Origin of the sequence: Alteromonas sp. BZK5 (assembly GCF_014349115.1) — a bacterium.
GTDB lineage: Bacteria > Pseudomonadota > Gammaproteobacteria > Enterobacterales > Alteromonadaceae > Alteromonas > Alteromonas macleodii.
In genome coordinates, this window is record NZ_JACSOE010000019.1 from 36,742 (window position 1) to 57,716 (window position 20,975).

The window sequence follows — 20,975 nt, forward strand, 5'->3', positions numbered from 1 at the left end:
AATTGCGGGCGTTAATTGAACAATAACTAGTATCTTCGCACTAGATATTTGCTCGTTAGTCGAACATATATTTAAGCGACAGTACCGTAGTACGACCATTTAGCGGTCTTCCGCGGACATAATCACCTGTTGAAATCTCTCCAAAAGGTGTTCCTTCTACTTCAGTTACTACAAATTCGTCTGTAGCATTGTTCATGTTTAACGACACTGAAAACTGGTCATTAACCCAATACGTAGCGAATAAGTTTACAAGGTTATAGCCTTCTTGTTTCAGGTCATTATTATCTTGTACGTAGTACTCTGTCGAACCTTGCAGCGAAGCACCAACTGACCAATTGTCAGTGACATACTCAGGTGTAATAGTCCAGATCAAATCAGCTTGACGTCGAGGCGTATTTCCTACGAGCGATTGGTCATTAGCATCTTTACTGATTTCAGCATCTGTCCATGTTAAGTTACCTGACATCACAAAATTGTCAGTTGCATTCCAACGACCTTCTAGCTCAAGACCAGTTGCTTCGTATTCACGCATGAAAGTTAGACCACTTGTTACTTCTGCTTGCGTATCTTCAGTAACAGTATCAAACAAAGTAGCGTTAACCATTAGGTCTTTAGTACCGTACTTGTAACCAATTTCGAACTGCTTGGTTGTGTCGTAACCTGAAGTTGTGCTTGTTAGGCTACCATCCGCGTTCAACGTACCGCCAATTTGAAGTAGGCGGTCAGCAATGGCACGGCCACCTTTAGAGTAACGAGCGAAGAACGTCTGGCTATCGCTCAGTAGGTATGAGCCACCAATTGAGTAAGACGTGTTATTTGCACTGTAATCTACGATTTGTGACGCCGCACCAGCACGGTTTAGGTTGATTACACCACCGCGGATAAAGCCGCTATTAGTTGCAGAAGCATCTTCAATTTGCTCAATCACACCGTTACCGTTTAGGTCGAAATCAGCATTACCACCACAGCAAGAGCTAATAAGCTCGCCAGAAGCTTCTGTGGTATCGTGACGTACCGACGCATCAATTAGAATGTTGTCCGATAACTCAAAGCCAACGTTCATGTAAGGTGCTTTAGTCACATAGTTAAGGTCCCATTCCCAAGAAAGGAAGCTTGCCGATAGTAGACCATCAGACACTAGCTCAACACCGTCTGCATCTGTAATAGTAAGCAACTGAGAGTTGTCACCATCAAGTGTTTGAATAAACGTCTGCCAGCTTGACCAGCTTGTAGCGATGTCTTGATTTGAGTAGTAGTAACCTACTGTTAGGTCGATACCGTTATCAAACTCTTTACGCAAACTGAAATCGTTGATCATGTTGCCAAGGTCGTTAATTCGCGTGTCAAACTGAAGATTTGTAAATGCTTGACCCGTATACACTTCACCTGCGCCTGGGCCGTTGGCTAATACTACGCTTGTGCTGTCACAATTTAGCGCATTGCCATCACCGTCGGTTGCACCAGCGCAAAGTGCTGAAGCAAAGTTTGAAACATCACCTGGGCCTGCAGGGAAACCGTCAGTAAATGGCGCGATGAAGCCACCAGAAATATCTGAAATACGGAATTTGTTTAATAAGAACAAATTCTCAGCCACTTCCAAGTCTACTTCTACACCAAATGAGTTTACTTTTGACTCGATGCCGTCGCGAACGTCACGGTTTTCCGGATTACCGAAGCTGTCAAAAGTAGAAATATTTGTGTTGTAAGCTGAGTTTAATGCCTGTGAGCTGGCATCGTAACCAGGTACCGGGCCATATTCACCATCGCCTTTCACCAATACCGGAGAAGGAAGGTATGTTGATACTTTGTCATCAAGGTTTTTATAGAAGAAACGGATGTGACCGTTATCTAGCATCTTAGTGATATTGAACTTAACCTGACCGCCTTGGTCGCCATTGTATCCCGTTTCTCGCGGGCCCTCTCCACCACGGGCAAAGCCAGCAATGTGGTAGTAAAGGTCGTCGCTAATTTCACCGCCATAGCGAAAATCTAAACGAAACTCTTCGTAATCGACGCCAAATGACGTTCCAATGGCACCGCCACCTACTTCGCCCGTGTTACTGATCAAGTTAATAACACCGCCTGGCGAGTTACTTGCGAATGTTGACGCTGAACCACCGCGTACTGCTTCCACATTCGCTACTGACCAGTCGTAGCGTAAAAAGTTATCGGCATTGCCAAAGTTAATATCACCATATTCTAAAACAGGTAAACCGTCTTCATGGATTTGCAAGAATTTAGAACCACCCGTCGCAAGTGGAATACCGCGAATAGTAATATTTGCGTTACCGCCACCGCCTGAAGACTCGGCACGAATACCGGGTAACGCGCGAAATACCTCAGCGGTAGAACGAGGAGCTAGTTTAAGAATATCGTCTTCGTCGAATGCACTTACAGAAACACTAGCTTCTTGCATCGTTGCACCACCCGGTGCAGCGGTAACCACAATCTGTTCGAATTTTTCTTTCGACTTTGCGTCAGCATCAGCTGTTGATGATTCCTGCGCGATAACCGAGCCCGAAAAAGCGGCGAAAATCGCTAGGGTCAAAGCGTTGAGTGTGTGATTTTTGTTCATTTTTTCTCCGACAATGTGTTGAATTTGTTAAATCCAAGGTAGCCTCTGTCCCTTTAACGTAGGGAGGCGGTAGCACAATTTAAACTTAATCGATTAAGAATTTATAACAAAGGAACAACATTGTAAACATCCTGTGAAAAGTTTTTACTCTTGCGCAGCGCCTTATTTAACTTTTGTATACTTAAGTTTTAGCTATATTTAGCGGTTCACATCGCTGATAAGAAATAAAAAGCAATATCGATTAAGAGCACTACACTTTCAGGTATTTAGAACGAACTGTGAAAAACATAGATAGACTAAAAGCGGGTTGCTTTAGTCGAATTTTAAAATGCCCCCGTCATATGCATTATATTTAGCCTATACTACAATCATTTAGTGCACTTAAGTTTGTACGCTTCCCGCTACTCTGTACGACTAAATTTGCTTTTGAAGTAATGCATTAAATTTGAATCACAATGTAATTAAGGCTTTATCCGGTTGAACACGTATCAAGAATCGATATCACAAACTGAAATAGAACGAGACACAACCGACATGCTAATTGGCAATAGCTTTGTCGGCTTCTTGATGACGATATTTGCCTTTTCTGGCCTGGTATTTTTCTTTGAAAGCGACTCCCCTTCAACATTTGCAAATAAACTACAGATTTGGGGAGTAATGGTGTGCGTCTCACTTCTGAGGCTAATTGATGCATTATATTGGCGCACTAATTTGGCAGGAAAAGCTTATAACCCGCGCCCTGCTTTGATTCGGTTTTCGACCGGTCTCTATGTTACGGGTTGTATTTGGGCGCTTTATTCAGTGCTTTTCTATTCATCCATGACAACTGTCGAACTAGCAGCGACTATGGTTGTACTCGCCGCTATGTCCGGAGGAGCTGGAACCGTCCTGTCTCCGAACATAAAACTCGTCGGATTCTACTCTACTGCTCTTCTTGTACCTATGTCGTTATGTGCGTTAATAGATGCTAGCGGGAAATTTTTTGTTTTAGGTGTGCTTGGCTTGGTTTTCTGGTTTGGTATTTTCGCCAGTGCTTTTCGCTACCATCGCTTTTTCATCAGTACGTTACACCTTAAAGCTAAGAATAATAGTTTGATGGAACAGATGCGTATTGAGCGTAGTGAAACAGTTAAAGTAAACAAACTACTCATAGCTTCAAACGAAAAGCTCGATGCATCTAACGCCAACCTTGAAGCGGAAGTGGAAAGAAGAACGGCGGATTTATATCGGTTGTCTAACAGAGATCCACTGACAAATTTGCTTAATCGCAATGGCTTTCTCAAGCATCTCAACAATTTGATAGACACTACACGTGCCCTTGATAACTCGCTCGCCCTTTTATTTATCGACTTAGACGGATTCAAGCAAGTTAACGACAGTTTAGGACATAAAGTCGGCGATATTGTCCTTGCCGAAATTGCCAACAGACTTCGTAACTATACGGAAGAAAATCACCTAGGAAGATGGGGAGGAGACGAATTCGTCGCCGTAATTCCTTATGCTAATGTTGATACCGCAAAGGCCGTAGCACACGCTATGCGCAGTGGCGTCACTATTCCCATTATTGCGAACGACAATCAGGTAACGTTAGACGCCACTATCGGCATCGCTATGTTCCCCGTTCATGGCGACAGCGCTGTTGATTTAATTCAACAGGCCGACCTGACTATGTATGATCAAAAGCGTAAGCAAAGAGGCTCTATTGGCGTATTTAACGAAACGTTGCACAACGAAATAAAGCGAGAGCAGCGCCTTTGTGAACGCTTAAGATTAGCCATTGAAAATAGTGAGTTTACTGTTTTTTATCAACCTATCATTGACGTCACGACAAACTCCTTGTCGTCAGTAGAAGCGCTTTTACGGTGGAACTGCGACGGAGAAAATATCTCTCCTGCGGTATTTATCCCCCTTGCAGAGCGCAGCGGGCTAATGCCAGAAATAGGTGCGTGGGTATTAAATAGAGCGCTTATCGACCTTTCACATTGGCGGTTCAAACCCGGTCTCGCAATGTCGATAAATGTATCAGTCGCGCAACTGCTCGATGATAGCTTCTTTAAAGTTTTAGACAATGCCCTCAGCACAACTAAAATTTCACCAGAACGCCTCTACCTAGAAATAACTGAAAGCGTATTCGCTATTGATAAAGATCTAGTGACTAAACGAGTGAGCGAACTTGTAGCCCGTGATGTCAAAATATCAATTGATGACTTTGGTACAGGTTATTCATCTTTAAACCGTCTTCAATCTATGCCATTCAATTTTATTAAAATTGACCGCTCTTTTATACAGAATAGCTCTGAAGAGAGTGATACCATAATAAGAGCAACACTTTTAATGGCTAAAGAGTTTGGCTGTAAAACCATTGCAGAGGGCATCGAAACTGAGCAGCAAAGGCAACATTTGTCGCAGCTTGGAACCGACTATTTGCAAGGCTTTTACTTCGCTAGACCAATGAACGCCAACGACCTTATTTCTTGGTATAACGAAAACTACTAATAACCATGGCTCAACTTTATTTTTATTACTCTGCAATGAACGCAGGGAAGTCTACATCACTCCTCCAATCAGCTTATAACTACCGTGAACGCGGTATGCATTCAGTGATTTATACCGCAGCGCTTGATGATCGATACGGCGTTGGGAAAGTCACTTCTCGTATCGGCTTACAAGCAGATGCCAAGCTATACGCAAAAGGCGATGACTTGTTTGCCTCAATAAGCAAAGACTGCGAAGCGTTAAAGCCCGACTGCATTTTTATTGACGAAGCACAGTTCTTAACAAAGGCACAAGTAAAGCAACTAGTGGACGTAGTTGATGAACTTGATGTGCCGGTACTAGCCTACGGCCTGCGTACCGACTTTTTAGGTGAAACCTTTGAAGGCAGTCATTATTTGCTGGCTTGGGCAGATAAACTATCTGAACTAAAAACCGTTTGCCATTGCGGTAAAAAAGCAAGTTTCGTGGTGCGTTTAGACGAAAATGGCAATGCTGTAAAAAATGGTGATCAAGTACAAATTGGCGGCAACGACACCTATGAATCAATGTGTCGCAAGCACTTTAAAGAACTGGTTTGGGACTAAATCCCAACGTCAAGTAACCTAACTAAAATAAGCGGTCTCTGAACCTCATATCTGTTGCGGGCTATAGCATTTATTGTCCGCTTCTCATTCTCTAAAAAATTTGCCACTCCCCCTTCAGCTCTTTGCCAGATTTCAATCGGCGTTATCCAAACTTTCTCGGTACTATTTAGAGGTAGCAAGAAAAAGCATTAAGCATTCTTGCTAGCCACGAGTAGCCGTTTATGCCCTATATTTGAAAACACTTTTCTTAAACAATTAAGAAAACACTTGCGTATGAGTAAAACAACTACTATTGTTAAAACGTTGTAAATAATAAAACCTTTGTTTAACACACTCAGCAAGGTATGACTCATGAAGCACACCAGTACGTTTAAACCTGCGTTAATCGCTATTTCAATTACCGCCGCCCTTAACTGCGGTTCAGTAGTAGCACAAGACACACCAGACGACGAACAAGTAGAAATTATTCAAGTTTCGGGGATTCGAGGCTCTTTGATGCGCGCCCAAGCGGTGAAAATGGACAACGACTCCATTGTTGAGGCCATTTCCGCAGAAGACATTGGTAAGCTTCCAGACTCTTCAATCGCAGAATCACTTGCCCGCTTGCCAGGCCTTTCAGGCGAGCGCGTTGGGGGACGAACGTCTGGTATTTCGGTACGTGGCTTCAAAGAAGACTTTACCGGCACCTCGCTGAACGGACGAGAGCTTATCGGTATTGGCGATAACCGTGGCGTAGAGTACGACTTATACCCTGCTGAAATCATGACAGGTGCCACAATTTACAAAACCTCTGACGCTTCTCTTATTGTCCAAGGTATTGGCGGTACAGTAGACTTGCAAACGGTACGCCCTCTAGCAGCCCAGGAAACCCTTACCGTCACTGGGGTCTACGAACTTGGTGGCAACGATTCAGATAATCCAGAGTTCGACAATAGCGGCAACCGTTTTGCCCTTTCCTTTGTAGAAAAGTTTGCAGATGACACGGTAGGTCTCGCACTTGCCATTGCATCAACGGAGTCCCCCAGAAACGAGAGAAAATACGGTGTTTGGGGATATGGTGAGAATGACGATGGTCAGGTGCTTCCGTTTGGTTTAGACACTCAGGCCATTAGCCGCGTGCTAGAACGCGACACGATTTCAGCCATTCTTCAATGGCGTCCCACCGATAGACTAGACATTGTTTTTGATGCGCTAGATATTGATTATTCCGACTCAGGTGTTATTCGCGGTTTCATCGAACCCTTCGCTGCAGCAAATGTAAGCGGTACAGGCATTAACAACTCGGGCACGCAAGTTAACGCGAATCCAGTACTGCGTACAGATCCCGCGCAAAAAGATGGCGAGCTTCAAACCTTCGGTTTAAATATCAAATACGACATAACCGATGAGTGGTCTCTTACTTTAGATGTGGCAGACAGTGAGTCGAACAAACGTGACTTGCGTGGTGAATCGTACGCTGGTTTAGCGCGTTCTGGTGCGCTCGGCGAAGGGCAATTAGGTTCACGTCAATTCGAAATGAGCACTGATGGTATTTACTTTACCGGCAGTAGCGGCCTTGATGCATTCTCTGATCCCACCATGTTACAGCTTGCGGGTCCTCAAGTTTGGGGGGGCGGTATGGCTAACATTGCCGATCAGTTTACCACCGATGTTTTACAGGCAAATGGTCAACCGTACAGCTATTTCAACGCCCAAGACGGCTTCCTGAACTTTGCTGATTTTGAAGAAGAGTTGACCACAATACGTTTTGAGGCAGTTGGTTATGTAGATTGGGGAATCTTCAACACTTTTACGGCCGGCGTAAACTATAGCGACCGATACAAAGCAAAAGATAACAAAGGTTTCTTCGCAACCGCTTCATCTTATCCATTTTCTGAAGCGATCCCTGAGCAGTATCTGTACAACGGCTTAGCTGACTTAACCTGGGCTGGCATGGGTTACGTTGTAGCCTACGACGGCTTTGCCCCTTACAACGATGGTGAATATACGCTTAATGATGCAGGGCTTCTAGAGCCTGATCGTTTAGGTGATACCTACACCATTGATGAAGAAGTCACTACATTATACGCCCAGCTAGACTTTGAGACTGAAGTTCAAGGTTTCAATGTAAAAGGTAACGTGGGTGCACAATATGTACAAACGGACCAAAGCTCAACGGGTTTCATTGGTATTGTAGGCCCGAACTTTGCCGTGTGTGACGACGATGGCAACGAAGTGGTTGATGCGGACTGTATTATTACCGATGGCGATGATTACTCTCACTTCCTCCCTAGCCTGAACGTAAGTGTCGAACTTAATGAGAATCGCTATTTGCGTTTTGCGGCATCGAAAACCATTAGTCGAGCACGTATCGACCAAATGAAAGCATCGGGCTTTGTTAAGTTTGATCAAAATATTGAACTGATTGCCACAGAAAATTCTGAGGCAGCGGTGAGAGAGTTCGGGTCGCCTTGGTCTAAATTTACAGGTAACCCAACCCTTCGTCCGTTAGAAGCCAACAACTTTGACATTTCATTTGAAAACTACTTCGATGAAGAAGGTTATGTCTCAATTGCGCTTTTCTATAAAGATTTGGTTAATTGGACCCGCGACGGTAACCAGCTTATTGATTTCACGAACGACGTGACCAATGACGGTGCTAACTACTTCATCCCTGGATTCCATGACAGGATCGTAGACGTTGCGGGTAACTACGGCCCGCAAGACACGCCTTACGAAGTGGGCGATTTAGTAACTCCGCCAGACCAGGGCTTCTATTCATTCTTCGAAGATGGCCTAAAAGGTGAAATGAAAGGGGTTGAGCTAACGGCCAATGTTCCTTTGAGAATGCTCACTGACTCTCTGGATGGATTTGGTATTGCCGCTTCTGCGACAATCCTAGATGCGGAGCTTGAAGATGGAACAGCCATTCCAGGCCAATCAGACAATACGTACAGCATTACAGCGTACTATGAGATGAACGGCTTTGAGATTAGGGTTGCGGCAACCGATCGTTCTGAGTTCCTTACGTATCAGCGTGGAGGTTCAAACAAAATTGAGCCTGCAACTCGTAACGCCGTTACCCAAGTCGATGCTCAAATTAGCTACGATTTTGCAGATAGCGGAATTGAGTACTTGGAAGGGCTAAGAGTGTCGTTACAAGGCGTAAACCTGACTGATGAGAAAGAAGAAACCATTGATGATGCGGGCATTGTTACGCTCCGCCGCGAGTTTGGTCCTTCTTATATGCTAAACCTCAACTATTCGTTCTATTAAAAGGGACCATCCCTTTTGAACGCACGAAAATAATGGCACGCACCTTTAGATAGTGGATACGTGCCTTGCATTACTGCCATGTAAAGTGTGGCAGTAATGCGCAACTCTGATACTGTTTAATTTCACCCTTCTTTTATTGCAGAGCCTTTAATGACAACACCACACCGAATTGTTATTGCTGGAGGCGGCACAGCAGGTTGGATGGCTGCCAACCTTTTAGCTCACCGCTGGGCTAATCAAGCTGTGACCATCACACTCATAGAATCAGAAGACATTGGCACTATAGGCGTAGGCGAAGGCTCGACACCTACTCTCAAGCGTTTCTTTCAAACTCTTGATATTCCTGAGTATGATTGGATGGAAGAGTGCCAAGCAACGTATAAAGTTAATATCAAGTTCACGGGCTGGAATGGCAATGATTCACACAGCTATTCTCACCCCTTTATTAGCCAGTTAGATGTTTTTAGTGAACGGGCATTTCACGTTAACGCCTTAACCAGAAGACTGGGCCTCGATGTTGAAACTCGACCTGATAAGTTTCTTATGGCTGGGTATTTGGCAAAGAAAAACCTTGCCCCTCTTCCCTCACATAATTTTCCATTCGATATAGAATACGGCTACCACTTTGACTCTCTAAAACTTGGACGATTTTTACGCGAGCGCGCTAAATCAAAAGGCGTATATCACGTTGTTGGTAATATTGAATCGGTGCATACCTCACCATCTGGCGACATTTCACATCTCGTCTGTCAAGACGGACAAAAACTTGATGGAGACCTGTTCATAGATTGCACGGGTTTTTCGGGGCTCCTTTTACAAAAGACGCTAGGCGTACCGTTTAGGGACTTTAGTGACAACCTATTCAATGACTCGGCCGTTGTGTTGCCTACACCAGCATGCGCTAATTTACCGGTTGAAACTGAATCGGTTGCCATGTCGAACGGTTGGCGTTGGCAGATACCGCTTCGCAACCGCACGGGAAACGGGTATGTGTATAGCCAGGAGTACCAAGAGAAAGACGCTGCAGAATGTGAATTGCGACGCGCATTGGGGATGGAAAATACCGACGTTGAAGCAAAGCATTTATCTATGCGTGTAGGTCATTGTGAAAGGCACTGGGAGAAGAATTGTCTTGCACTAGGCTTGTCGCAAGGGTTTATTGAACCTTTAGAAGCAACCGCACTACACCTAGTTCAAACGAGCATCGAGCTTTTCGCGGACAACTATTCGTTCAACGAAACAAGTGCTCAACAGAGACAGGCGTTTAATCGGGAAGTTTCAGAGCGCTTTGAACGCGTCCGAGATTATATCGTGTGTCATTACAAGCTAAACGGGCGCAACGACAGTGACTATTGGAGAGACAACAGAGCTAACATGAAGCTGTCCGAATCACTGCTTAGTTTACTTGATGTGTGGTACAGAAAAGGGGATATTGTTGAGGAAATAAAGCGCCAAGGTATTGGTCGACATTTCAGCACTACGTCGTGGCACTGTTTGTTGTCTGGCTATGGTGTATACCCGCCACCGGCACTCAATCAGCCCGCTTCTTTGAAGGAAAGCGGCGATCTTTTTGAAGAAAAGAAACTTGCCGCATTTTTCAATCGCTGCTCGTTAAACTTTGATAAGCAATCTACCTTATTTAACGCGGGCTGAACCTCTTGGCTCAGCCTATACCGTCTCGCCGACTTGCAATTCAAATGGCAGCGTACTCTTTGCTGTTGCTTGATTAAGCAATGCTTTAGTTGCTTCTACGCCTTTGCCACTGCTGGATTGGCAAACTGTAGTAAGACGCGGGCGCGCACGCTCGGCTTCCCCAATACCATCAAACCCTGTAATTTTCAGCTCTTCCGGTACCTTAATATTCATATCCAAGGCTAAGTGAAGTAGCTCAAGGGCTATAATGTCACTCATACACAAAACCACATTAGGTCTTGGAGAGCTGGTCAGTACTTCTTTGGCAGCCTGTCTTGCAAAGTGTCTGTCACTTTCTGGAAGGTGCCAAATACGCTCATTGCTTACCGTGATGTTCTTTTCTTCAGCGGCCCTTAAATAACCATCTAGTCGACGGTGAGCAATTGAGCTGTCTACGTCAATCAACGGACTATCGTAAATACGACATGTAGAAGGCGAGTCAATCAGGCGAAGCCCAAAGATTGCCACATTGTCACCTTCATTTAACGCATGAGACGCAACGCGATAGGCCGCCTCTTCGTTATCAATATTAATAGATGGCTTGTCTTCGATATCAAAGTCAACGGTGACCACAGGTTTTGGCGACACTGCCAACTCCGCTACCAAGTTGCTGTTGCGCGGTTGTCCGTAACAGATAAAACCATCAACAAAATCTACAACATCAAGAATGCTGTCAGAGTCGCCCGCGTACAGTAACAAATGCTTGCCATTTTCTTGAAGCGCAGAAGAAACACCTTTAATAAAAGTACTCGCGACGGGGTCACTCACCATATATGAAATGCTGTCGGCTAATACTAAAGCCACAATATTTGATGTGCCCTTTCTGAGGATCTGTGCTGCTTTATTGGGGCCGCTGTAACCAATCTTTTTGCACTGCGCTAAAATCTCTTCGCGCTTCGCTTTTGATAATTGGTCTGGGCGGTTAAATGCATTTGAAATGGTTGCCGTTGAAACGCCCAACTGTTCAGCAACGTCTTTTAGGGTAAGTTTTGTTTTATTCATTATTTTTAGCTCTTTTCACGAAACTAACTACCCAGATTTAAAAACAAAAAAGGGTAGCAAGCGTGCGCTCTGACTACCCTCTGACTATATCATTAACTTAAACGTTTAACGCGTGAAATTTAGCGCTAATTCGATGAGTTGTGTAACAAATTGCTCAATGACTTAATTTTTAGAGATTTTCGCTCTTAGCGCGTGCCAAAGATTTTGTCTCCAGCATCTCCTAATCCCGGTAGGATATAGCCTTTCTCATTCAACCTATCATCGATTGCGGCGGTAAAGATATCAACATCAGGGTGTGCTTCAACAACGGCTTTAATGCCTTCAGGCGCAGCAACAAGAAATAGTCCCATTATTCTTCGACAGCCTTTCTTTTTCAGAAGATCGATTGTTGCAATCAACGTACCGCCTGTTGCCAGCATTGGGTCAACAATCAGTGCGGTACGTTCATCTATGTTTTTTACTACCTTGTCAAAATAGGCAACTGGCTGAAGTGTATCTTCATCACGGTACAGACCAACTACACTAATCTTCGCATTTGGAATAAGTTCCAGTACGCCTTCAAGCATACCTAAGCCAGCACGAAGAATAGGGACAACAGTAATTTTCTTACCTTTAATTTGTCTTACTTCTACCTCATCTCCCGACCAGCTTTTAATCGTCGCTCTTTCCGTAGGCAGTGTTCGCGTTGCTTCATAAGTCAGAAGGTTCCCTACTTCAGAGGCAAGCTCGCGAAAGTCTTTGCTGCTAATTTTAGCGTATCGCATAAGCCCTAGTTTGTGCGCAATAAGCGGGTGGGTAATTTCGTGAACGGCCATGTAAGACTCCTTGTAATCGATTTAGCTATATTTTAACCCAGAAGTATTTTAGTTAAAGCGATTAGTCGTAAAAATATGTTTATTCAATGCTTTAAAACGCCACATCAACGCTAGACAGAGTGGATAAATGCTATAACCTAGTGCGTAGGCTATAGCCACAGTTCGTGGCGCAATTCACGATCATGAATGTATAGCGCTCGCTATGAATTGTCGTAGTTACGCGCTAATGAGATCGATTGAGAAAGTTTCAGGAAGTTCAATTTTCTCATAACAGCCGAATCAAACTTACTATTCAAACCATGTTTATCTATGTCAAAAGGAATTGTTTATGCATTCTTACGCTAAACGTTTTCGCTATTTTGCTGTAATGGCACTGAGTTTCTGTGCCCATAATGCCTTTGCACAATGGGAGCAAATCACTCCTGAAAATGAGGTGGTGGTATCAGTACCTGGCGGCGGTGAAAAAACCGTTTACCCATCATGTTCTCTTCCTGCTTTACCGGGACCAGAGGGGTTAGCATCCAACCCATTCTCGTTTTATTTCGAACAAGGAGAAAGTGATAACCTACTTATCTACTTCAATGGTGGCGGCGCCTGCTGGGACAGTGCCACTTGCTTAGCGTCAATGCAGCTTGAGTTTGACGACAACCCGATGTCGCGAGCCGCTTATAACCCATCAGCCGTAATCGAAAATACGCCATTTATTTCAGGCGGAATATTTGAAGATACACAAGAAAACCCTTTTCAAACGTGGTCAAAAGTTTTCATTCCCTACTGTACTGGCGACCTACACTTAGGCTCAAAAGACACGCAGTACGTTGACGAGCTTGGTATCGTTACAGGTCTACCTGGTGCCGAAGTTACTTTAAAGCACCGTGGTCACGACAACGCGCTAGTTGTTATGCAGTGGATTAAAGAAAAACTGAACAACGATGACTTTTCACCCAACAAAGTGCTACTCAGTGGAAGCAGTGCGGGCGGTTATGGTGCAACGTTCAACTTCCCCTACTTCCAATCACTGTTTGGTCGCACAAAGGTTGCCCTCTTCGCAGATGCGTCGCTTGGTGTTATATCCCGAGGCTTTACGCAAACAGTCCTAAACTATCAAGGGCCATGGGGGATAGAAGATACACTACCACGTAATTTCCAATCACTGATTGGCAATTTTAACCATCTAACGCTCAATAAGCAGGTGATGCTGCGATTAGCTTATCAGTACCCTTGGAACCGTTTTGCGCAATATTCAACAGGAACCGACATTGTTCAAATTCAGTTTTCTAAAATCTCTGATCAGGTCTCTAGAGGTAATTTAGACCCAACGACATGGGGTGTAACAGAATCTGATTTAGGCTACATACTTGGCTGGCAGCTTCAGGCTAATGCGTCACTTCATGCGCTGTCAGCTTTCACATGGAATTATCAATTTTACCTTGGTGAAGGCACCTGCCACATGGTGCTAAACGATTTTTGTGAAGATAATGCCTTCCCAGTATCCTCACCTAGCCCATTTTATAATGAGCAGAGTGCGCGGGGTATTTCCTTTAACGAATGGCTACACACGTTTGCTACGTCACGCCGCTTTAGAGAAAATAGCGCGGCATACTATCACTAGGATACGTAGTGCGAACTTGTAATAAAAAGTAATCAATAACATGGCAAGTCCAACCCGGAAGTGGTTGGATTAGCCATATTTTTACCTGCGGTAACACGCCGCGATTACGAACATTTTAAGTCTCGCTGAGTGGGTAATAATCTATAAGGACTGGTATTAAAACTAGGATTTGTCGTTCCTTGCTGTGCATTTATGCAGCAACAAATTAACACGCCCTACTACCCTACTTGTAAAGTAGCGCCATCAGGCATAGTTACTTCAATTTTCATGTTCCCGCCAACCGCAGCTAAATATGCAGCTGCACGTTGAAGTGAAACGTCCTGAATACGTTTTGATTCCAACTTACTTACACCAGAAGCTGTGACCGATAACGCCATTGCTACGACTTCCTGTTTAACTCTGTGCTGCTTTCTGATGTCACCTAGTGTGATTTCTTTCATTGTCTTTTACCGAGAATTACGGGCATTAAAAAAGCCCAGATGGTGATACCTTCTGGGCTTTTGCAAAACGTTCTACCTGCAGTGCCCAGAAGCCAATACTTGCCCCTGAACACCGACGGTCAGGTGCAATCAGTAATTAAAATTATAAAAATAACCAGTTGAAACGTTTTGCATGATAATTCTCTTTTCACAATGTGCTTGTACAATCGGCCCTTTGCCGCGACTAAGCTAAATGTATTGGCCTCGGTGCTTTTAAAATATATAGCAGCGGCCTTCTTTTACTTATCCTTAACCATACCATGTAGATAAGCAATAGCAATGACTTTCCAAAAAGGAAAGCGTCTAAAGCATGCTATGAGTGCGTAATTAGACAAGAAATGCCTTTAAAAGGCTACGCTATCACCCACCGCCGCTTTCTTAAGTGATGCTAGAAAATTGGGAACCTGGTCGTTTCCTTCTTCAGGAGACCTGCTTGCAAAGCCTTTATCATCGGTGACTTCGTATGGACCCTGTTTAACTTCCATGAAAACTACTGGGCTATGACACACCGTTGCGTGCCAGGTATTAGGAGGAATCTCAATTCCGCTGGTCTCTCCATGAGCCGTTAACGTTACTCTGTTTTCAACGTCGCCATCGTCGCTGAAAAATAGAATGTCTAACTCGCCCTCTACCACCATGAAGAACTCCCACTTATGAGACTGTACATGTCGATGAGGCCGCACGTAGGAGTCAGGCATCATTGCAATAAACAAACGCTGTACCATGTCGGTATAAGATTTATGTACGTTCAAATTAGCCCGTCGGCGAGGACTTTCCTCAGCCGACTGTTTAAGCGTTTCAAACAACGCTTTATCAAAATACTGAATATTGTCCAACGTCGTTTCCTGATTAATGCTTAGGTATTTTATTAAACCCTATCGCTTCTTCCTTCGAGTGCGCAAGCATCAAAAGTAATCATTTATTTTTCTTCATTCTACGGCTTTGCTCTTGGCGCTTCTCTTCTCGTTTTTCTTTCCGATCTTTCTTATCAGGCGTTAACGAGCCTGTTTTGAATTTTGCTTTACGCTTGGCTTTTGCTTCAGCTTTCTTCGCCGCCTCAAGTGCCATTTCTTCTTTTTCGACTTCCAGCATTTCTGGAGTCTCAAGCGTTATTCGCCCCAACTTACCCGACTGCAGTTCTTTAAGCAGGATCTCGCATATTTTATGAAGATTTACGCGACCACCCGCTTGAATTGCTCCACGCGTTTTGGCGGCGGCTTCCAGAAACTCTATTTCAGTATCTGGCAACTCGTCCAGCTTATAGCGCTCCTTCATTACCTCTGGATACGCTTTAATAAGGTAATCTGCCGCAAAAAAACCGACATCGTCGTATTCCATGGCGGTGTTTTTAACAGCACCTGATGAAGCTAACCGGTAAATAGAATGTGGGTTTTCAAGCTTAGGCCACAGTACTCCCGGTGTATCAAACAAGATAATACCGCTGCCTAAATTTATGCGCTGCTGGCTTTTCGTTACAGCTGGCTCGTTGCCTGTTTTAGCAATGATTCGGTCGGCTAAAATATTAATTAGCGTCGATTTACCCACGTTAGGTATACCCGTGATCATAGCTTTAATTGCTTTAGGCTGACCTTCTTTATACGAACAAATGCTTTTAACCAGCTGCATAATTTGCTTGCTGTTGCCCGGGTTATCGCTAGAGGTCGTAATCGTCTTCACGCCGCGCTCTTTCTCTAAGCTCTCCTGCCAGCGCGCAGTAACTTCTGGGTCTGCCAAATCATACTTATTAAGAATTTTAATACAGGGCTTATCGCCGCGTATTTTTGCAATTTCAGGGTTTTCACTTGAATATGGAATACGTGCGTCAAGCACCTCAATAAGAATGTCTACTTGATTAAGCGACTCTTTAATTTCTTTCAGGGCCTTGTGCATATGCCCTGGGAACCATTGTAATGCCATGGTTGTTTCCTATCGTAATCGAGTTGAGAGGAGTGTGCTTAACGGGTTAATTCATAAGCGCAGATATTCACAGCGCTGGCTAAGTTTAACGAGTCAATCTTACCGCTTCCCGCAATGGTATACGCCGTTGCGTTTAGCTTTGATAATGCGTCAACAGGCACGCCACGGGCTTCGTTACCAAACAGATAACACTGATAATCACCAAAGGTGTTAGAGGTGATATTACTACCATTCATATCCAAGAAAGCGAAACGTTCGAACCGCTCGCCTAGGCTTTCAAGCGCTACGTTTAATTCCATGTTCACATGGAAAATAGCCCCCATACTTGAGCGTACAGCTTTCGAGTTATAAGGGTCCACACTGTTCGGGCTTAGTAATAGCGTAAAATCACCAAACCACGCTAGCGTTCTTAGTATGGTGCCTAAGTTGCCGGGGTCTTGAACTTCATACAAATAAATGTACTTTTCGGCACTGGATTTGTTTGCTGAAATGCTGGTTTGTGACCGCTCTGAATATAACGCGGAGTTAGGAAGTGGAACGCGAGCAATAATACCTTGAGGTGACTTAGTATCGCTGAGTTGCTGCATTTGTTGAGACGATACCGTTTCCACCTTCATATTAGAGACTGAAGAATCAAGTTTTTCTTTCAGCCACGCCTCATAATCAGCTGTCACATAAAGGGTTATATCACCTAATGTACTGCTGTCATGCTGAGCAACATTAATTAACTCTAAAACTAAGTGCTCTCCTTCCACCAAATAGAATCCGAACTGCGTTCTAAATTTCTTTTGATGAAGCTTTTTCACGTCACTTAGTTTCATTTGCACTGCCCTTTTTATAACTTTCGGCGCAAGTGTAAGGTATGAAACCCAAAACGCAAAGCGGCAACGCTTAATAGTGAAACAAATAATGAGAGAAAAAGATTGTAGTGGAAAATACGGGATAAAGGAGAGTATCAAAAAGGCGTTTCAAATATACTTGTAAACGCCTTTTTAATTACCGAGATACCAAGACACCTAAAGCGTTCCAACGTTTGCGTGGCTCACCAATTGGAATACATAAGCAGGCCTCTTCTTTTTCACTTGGTAAAATCTGACATACAACATTTGCACTTTTAAACTCGTGAGCAAGTTCTGTTGCAAATATTTCCGTCACACCTTCCACCAGCACAAACTCGTTTTGCTTTTTCAACGCTGTAGCCAACTCTTCTACCGCTTTTAGTGAAAGCGGCCATAAAGTACGCAATACTCTTAACGATGCAACTGAGGTGATATCGCCACCTTGAATTTGTACTTTAAACATTGAATTACTCGTCTAATGTTGTTGCTTCTTGAGTATCATCACTCGTTGACGCTAATGACGTGCCAGCGGCAAATCCACCTGCGCCTGCTAAACCAATACCAACGACACCAACTCCGATTTCACCAAGCGTTGCAGCGCCCGCAAGAGCAATGGGCACAGTTGCTAACCCTGCTGTGCCAACAATGGCAATACCCAAACCAATCATAGCAATGCCAACGCCTAGCTGCTCCCAACCATCAAAGCCGCCGGACACCATTTCAATTTCACTTGTATTTAACTCTTTCATTTACATTTCCTTGTTTTATTAGGCTTCCATTCGAAGCCAAAAACAGGGTAAAAAGTGGAATAACAAATAGAAACTGTTCGATGGACGGGTTTTAACACTTAAGAGCTAAAGCACCGTCCAAACTGGTTTGGTTCGCTTTTTTTCCTACTGTTGGTCAGCTACAACATAAATTTCACCGTCGTAAATACCTTGGACGGTAAGCTTCTGGCTTGCCAGTGCCTGAAGGTAATCAATATGCGCTTGTTCCACTTTCTGTCCAGGAACAATAAGCGGAATACCAGGCGGATACGGTGTAATTAAACCTGCTGCAGTACGACCAACGCTGTTTTGCCATGGAATGGCTTCCCTAGGGCTGAAAAACGCTTTTGACGGAAGGTCGTCTAAATGAATTGGCGGAATGTCTGCCGGTAACGGACTCTTGCTCTTGCGTTTGCTTAGGTTAACGGCGCCATCATCAAGACGTTTTAACGCGTTGTATAGCCTTACAATTTTAGAGCGCATTCCACCTAGCGTAAGCAGTACTAGAATAGTGCTATGAGTGAACTTCTCTATTTCTAAACCGACTTCGTCCATTAAGAAACGATGTATTTCTTGGTTTGAATAATCAAGCGCCGATACGTCAATTAAGATTTTAAGCGGATCATGCCCAATGTTGTCACTTTCAAAGTGAGAAAACATATTCGCAAAGTCACTAGGCGAAAGTATTTTAAGTCGCTTAAACTTGGCCATTTGCGATTTGAGTTCGGCAACATTGCTCAATAGCTCATTAAGGATTTTGTAGCCTTCCATTTCCAGCTGCTGACGACATACATCAAGCGAGGCAATGAGTTGATACTTGGGCGAGGTACTGGTGTGAATTGCAAACACTTCTTTAAAAAAGTCTTTATCGAAATCTGGATCGTTTACATGAATAAAGGATGCTTGCGAGAACGCCGACACCACTTTGTGCGCAGAGTGAGTAATATAGTCTGCCCCAGCGGCGATAGCCGAGTAGTCACGCAATGCAGGATGGAACAAGGAATACGCAAACCATGCTTCGTCAATGAACACTTTAATGCCATGCTCGTGGGCTAAATTTACGACTTGCTTAAGGTCAGTCAATAACCCGTCGTAGGTACAGCCCGTCAGTACGATAAGTTTAGCATCAGTATTTTCTTCAATAAGCTGCTTAATTTGCGCCATTCTAGGCGGTGAGAAAATACCGTATTCAGGGTTAAATACACTGTCTAAATACACTGGCATAGCGCGCGCCTGAATAATGCCGTAGTGCACTGACTTGTGGCAGTTTCTGTCGGCAATTACTTTGTCGCCCTCACGCAACAGCGTCTGCAAAATGATTTTGTTTGATGTCGAAGAGCCGTTCGTGACGAAATAGGAATGGCGAACTTCAAATGTATTCGCAACAGCGGCTTGCGCTTTCCCGATAGCGTGAGTGCCATCTGATAGTGAGCCCAGCGAGTCTACGCTTACCGATAAGTCACTAACAAACACGTTACGACCAAAGAAGCGATAAAAATCACTGATATAGGGTGAATTTCTAAAGCTTGCGCCACCGCTGTGACCTGGCGTATGCCACGAGTCATTAGACTCTACTACATAGTCTTTGTATTCAGTCCAAAACGGCGTTTCGTTTCTATCATCAAAGTCATTGATGATATAACCCAAAATAGACTCTGGGTCTGAAATAATGTCGTTACGATAGAAGAATGATTCAATGCCATTGGCTTGGTTTACAATATCCAACCCTTTTACTGCATCGCCTAAGACATACACGGGGAGTTCAGGGCGAATGCGTTTAATGGCGTCTATAACTCTGGCGTTATTATCAATAACAGCGTTGCGTGCGGACGACTTTTCGCCTGTGGTTTTCTCGTTCGCGTTTTGTGAACTAGCGCTTTCGGCTGCGGGGCTCGTATTTTCATTAAGTACGCCATTTAAAGGTACTACGTCTGTTAGCTCTTTGACCTTCGCCACCACATCCCAGCTAAATACCACAGCCTGAATGTCACCGTCTTCACGAACAAATTGTAGTGCTTTTGCAACGGAGTTCGCTTCAAGCAGGCTTATTTCAACGTCACTTCGGTCAAAGTAAGTGATGGTGTTGCCTATACTTGACGTAATTTGTTCCAATAAATCAACAGCATCTTCTATAACAAGAATTTTTAAATGAGGGCGCATTAACCAACCATGTAATTAATAATGAGCATTTAGCGCTAGGCTAAAACTCATAAAACTAAGAATCAATAAACTAAGAATCTATAAACAAAAACAGTAAAACTAAAAATAGTGTAACTCTGAATTTCACTGGTGTCGTGTAAACTCTTGCTATGTCGTAATAAAAGTGCGTAAACGAATTGGACGAGGGCTAAATCACGCATGCACACACCTTCCCTTCAGAACCAATTCCCACACGCTTATCTCTCAAAATCAACGGAGCACACGAAGAACCTACGAGAATTTCTACACTACGCGAAAAATGTGCTCCCTTCTATTGCATCTGCAAAGAAAAACGCCTGGCCAATACATCATGACCACTGCTTTATGCGAGTAATTTTAGACAATATTGTCGGCTGTGCGTGGTATGAGGTCATTGCGTCTCCGGCCTATAAAAACCTGACCGACGAGCAAGCCAGCGCAGCATTAAACCTTGCCAAACAAATAGCCACTGAGAGTGTCTCGCTTCACGCACTCAACCAACGCTCGAAACAATGGCGCGATAAACAGCTAAAGCTGGAGTTTTAGTATGACGAAACGAACAACCATTAACGACGCAATTTTAATAGAGGATAGCCAAGACCTAGAGCGAATTGTGAAAGACAAACGAGCGCAGTGGCGGGCTAATAACGCGAAAGCGCGACGCAGGCAACGTCGATATAAGAAGAAACTTATTGCAGAACTTCCGCGAATTATTACCGATATTCATAGCACATATCCTGAAGATGATGCCTAAAGCACTATCA

The 20,975-nt window shown here is 44.0% G+C and carries 17 protein-coding genes; 7 read left to right on the top strand and 10 right to left on the bottom strand.

The window, feature by feature from the left end:
- Positions 1-55 precede the first annotated feature (55 nt).
- Positions 56-2,575 carry a TonB-dependent receptor gene (locus tag BIZ39_RS07795; RefSeq protein WP_187446745.1) on the bottom strand — a complete coding sequence of 840 codons (2,520 nt, stop codon included), beginning with the start codon at positions 2,573-2,575 and terminating at the stop codon, positions 56-58.
- A gap of 477 nt (positions 2,576-3,052) precedes the next feature.
- On the opposite strand from BIZ39_RS07795, the gene BIZ39_RS07800 reads away from it, so the two are divergent.
- The 4 genes from BIZ39_RS07800 (at position 3,053) to BIZ39_RS07815 (ending at position 10,563) form a co-directional block, all read left to right on the top strand.
- On the top strand, positions 3,053-5,071 hold the full coding sequence (locus BIZ39_RS07800; protein WP_187446746.1) for a putative bifunctional diguanylate cyclase/phosphodiesterase: 2,019 nt from the start codon (positions 3,053-3,055) through the stop codon (positions 5,069-5,071).
- A gap of 5 nt (positions 5,072-5,076) precedes the next feature.
- Positions 5,077-5,655: a thymidine kinase gene (locus BIZ39_RS07805; RefSeq protein ID WP_014950261.1), complete on the top strand. Its 579-nt coding sequence runs from the start codon at positions 5,077-5,079 to the stop codon at positions 5,653-5,655.
- A 351-nt stretch (positions 5,656-6,006) separates the two neighbouring features.
- Positions 6,007-8,910, top strand: coding sequence for a TonB-dependent receptor (locus tag BIZ39_RS07810; RefSeq protein ID WP_187446747.1), 2,904 nt, complete (start codon positions 6,007-6,009; stop codon positions 8,908-8,910).
- A 150-nt stretch (positions 8,911-9,060) separates the two neighbouring features.
- Positions 9,061-10,563: a tryptophan halogenase family protein gene (locus BIZ39_RS07815; RefSeq protein ID WP_187446748.1), complete on the top strand. Its 1,503-nt coding sequence runs from the start codon at positions 9,061-9,063 to the stop codon at positions 10,561-10,563.
- 15 nt (positions 10,564-10,578) lie between these two features.
- Here BIZ39_RS07815 and BIZ39_RS07820 read toward each other — a convergent pair whose 3' ends face one another.
- Positions 10,579-11,604 carry a LacI family DNA-binding transcriptional regulator gene (locus BIZ39_RS07820; protein WP_049587161.1) on the bottom strand — a complete coding sequence of 342 codons (1,026 nt, stop codon included), beginning with the start codon at positions 11,602-11,604 and terminating at the stop codon, positions 10,579-10,581.
- A 185-nt stretch (positions 11,605-11,789) separates the two neighbouring features.
- Positions 11,790-12,419, bottom strand: coding sequence for a uracil phosphoribosyltransferase (upp, locus tag BIZ39_RS07825; protein WP_014950265.1), 630 nt, complete (start codon positions 12,417-12,419; stop codon positions 11,790-11,792).
- A gap of 328 nt (positions 12,420-12,747) precedes the next feature.
- On the opposite strand from upp, the gene BIZ39_RS07830 reads away from it, so the two are divergent.
- On the top strand, positions 12,748-14,031 hold the full coding sequence (locus tag BIZ39_RS07830) for a pectin acetylesterase-family hydrolase (RefSeq protein ID WP_014979902.1): 1,284 nt from the start codon (positions 12,748-12,750) through the stop codon (positions 14,029-14,031).
- Positions 14,032-14,249: 218 nt separating this feature from the next.
- Here BIZ39_RS07830 and BIZ39_RS07835 read toward each other — a convergent pair whose 3' ends face one another.
- From BIZ39_RS07835 to BIZ39_RS07865, 7 genes are all read right to left on the bottom strand, one after another.
- Entirely contained in the window at positions 14,250-14,471 is a 222-nt protein-coding gene (locus tag BIZ39_RS07835; RefSeq protein ID WP_014950268.1) for an XRE family transcriptional regulator, read from the bottom strand.
- Between the two features lie 383 nt (positions 14,472-14,854).
- Positions 14,855-15,346 carry a WbuC family cupin fold metalloprotein gene (locus BIZ39_RS07840; protein ID WP_187446749.1) on the bottom strand — a complete coding sequence of 164 codons (492 nt, stop codon included), beginning with the start codon at positions 15,344-15,346 and terminating at the stop codon, positions 14,855-14,857.
- Positions 15,347-15,425: 79 nt separating this feature from the next.
- Positions 15,426-16,427: a ribosome biogenesis GTPase YlqF gene (ylqF, locus tag BIZ39_RS07845; protein ID WP_168534284.1), complete on the bottom strand. Its 1,002-nt coding sequence runs from the start codon at positions 16,425-16,427 to the stop codon at positions 15,426-15,428.
- A gap of 38 nt (positions 16,428-16,465) precedes the next feature.
- The gene (locus BIZ39_RS07850; RefSeq protein ID WP_168534286.1) at positions 16,466-17,248 is read right to left on the bottom strand and encodes a TrmH family RNA methyltransferase; all 783 of its coding nucleotides are present in this window, start codon (positions 17,246-17,248) and stop codon (positions 16,466-16,468) included.
- 175 nt (positions 17,249-17,423) lie between these two features.
- Positions 17,424-17,729 carry a hypothetical protein gene (locus BIZ39_RS07855; protein WP_014977116.1) on the bottom strand — a complete coding sequence of 102 codons (306 nt, stop codon included), beginning with the start codon at positions 17,727-17,729 and terminating at the stop codon, positions 17,424-17,426.
- A gap of 4 nt (positions 17,730-17,733) precedes the next feature.
- Positions 17,734-18,015 (bottom strand): hypothetical protein, encoded by a 282-nt coding sequence (locus BIZ39_RS07860; protein ID WP_014950274.1) that lies wholly within the window; start codon positions 18,013-18,015, stop codon positions 17,734-17,736.
- Positions 18,016-18,159: 144 nt separating this feature from the next.
- Positions 18,160-20,193, bottom strand: coding sequence for an aminotransferase class I/II-fold pyridoxal phosphate-dependent enzyme (locus tag BIZ39_RS07865; RefSeq protein WP_187446750.1), 2,034 nt, complete (start codon positions 20,191-20,193; stop codon positions 18,160-18,162).
- A gap of 363 nt (positions 20,194-20,556) precedes the next feature.
- Here BIZ39_RS07865 and BIZ39_RS22225 point away from each other — a divergent pair, with 363 nt between their 5' ends.
- Complete coding sequence (locus BIZ39_RS22225; protein WP_262385741.1) at positions 20,557-20,757, top strand: hypothetical protein; 201 nt, start codon at positions 20,557-20,559, stop codon at positions 20,755-20,757.
- A gap of 1 nt (position 20,758) precedes the next feature.
- Positions 20,759-20,965, top strand: a complete 207-nt coding sequence (locus BIZ39_RS07875; protein WP_187446752.1) for a hypothetical protein — start codon at positions 20,759-20,761, stop codon at positions 20,963-20,965.
- Positions 20,966-20,975: the final 10 nt, after the last annotated feature.

Excerpts from the sequence above, each read along its gene's own strand:
- BIZ39_RS07795 (WP_187446745.1), bottom strand. The coding sequence starts at position 2,575 with ATGAACAAAAATCACACACTCAACGCTTTGACCCTAGCGATTTTCGCC.
- BIZ39_RS07805 (WP_014950261.1), top strand. The coding sequence starts at position 5,077 with ATGGCTCAACTTTATTTTTATTACTCTGCAATGAACGCAGGGAAGTCT.
- BIZ39_RS07810 (WP_187446747.1), top strand. The coding sequence starts at position 6,007 with ATGAAGCACACCAGTACGTTTAAACCTGCGTTAATCGCTATTTCAATT.
- BIZ39_RS07815 (WP_187446748.1), top strand. The coding sequence starts at position 9,061 with ATGACAACACCACACCGAATTGTTATTGCTGGAGGCGGCACAGCAGGT.
- BIZ39_RS07820 (WP_049587161.1), bottom strand. The coding sequence starts at position 11,604 with ATGAATAAAACAAAACTTACCCTAAAAGACGTTGCTGAACAGTTGGGC.
- upp (WP_014950265.1), bottom strand. The coding sequence starts at position 12,419 with ATGGCCGTTCACGAAATTACCCACCCGCTTATTGCGCACAAACTAGGG.
- BIZ39_RS07830 (WP_014979902.1), top strand. The coding sequence starts at position 12,748 with ATGCATTCTTACGCTAAACGTTTTCGCTATTTTGCTGTAATGGCACTG.
- BIZ39_RS07835 (WP_014950268.1), bottom strand. The coding sequence starts at position 14,471 with ATGAAAGAAATCACACTAGGTGACATCAGAAAGCAGCACAGAGTTAAA.
- ylqF (WP_168534284.1), bottom strand. The coding sequence starts at position 16,427 with ATGGCATTACAATGGTTCCCAGGGCATATGCACAAGGCCCTGAAAGAA.
- BIZ39_RS07850 (WP_168534286.1), bottom strand. The coding sequence starts at position 17,248 with ATGAAACTAAGTGACGTGAAAAAGCTTCATCAAAAGAAATTTAGAACG.
- BIZ39_RS07855 (WP_014977116.1), bottom strand. The coding sequence starts at position 17,729 with ATGTTTAAAGTACAAATTCAAGGTGGCGATATCACCTCAGTTGCATCG.
- BIZ39_RS07860 (WP_014950274.1), bottom strand. The coding sequence starts at position 18,015 with ATGAAAGAGTTAAATACAAGTGAAATTGAAATGGTGTCCGGCGGCTTT.
- BIZ39_RS07865 (WP_187446750.1), bottom strand. The coding sequence starts at position 20,193 with ATGCGCCCTCATTTAAAAATTCTTGTTATAGAAGATGCTGTTGATTTA.
- BIZ39_RS22225 (WP_262385741.1), top strand. The coding sequence starts at position 20,557 with ATGCGAGTAATTTTAGACAATATTGTCGGCTGTGCGTGGTATGAGGTC.
- BIZ39_RS07875 (WP_187446752.1), top strand. The coding sequence starts at position 20,759 with ATGACGAAACGAACAACCATTAACGACGCAATTTTAATAGAGGATAGC.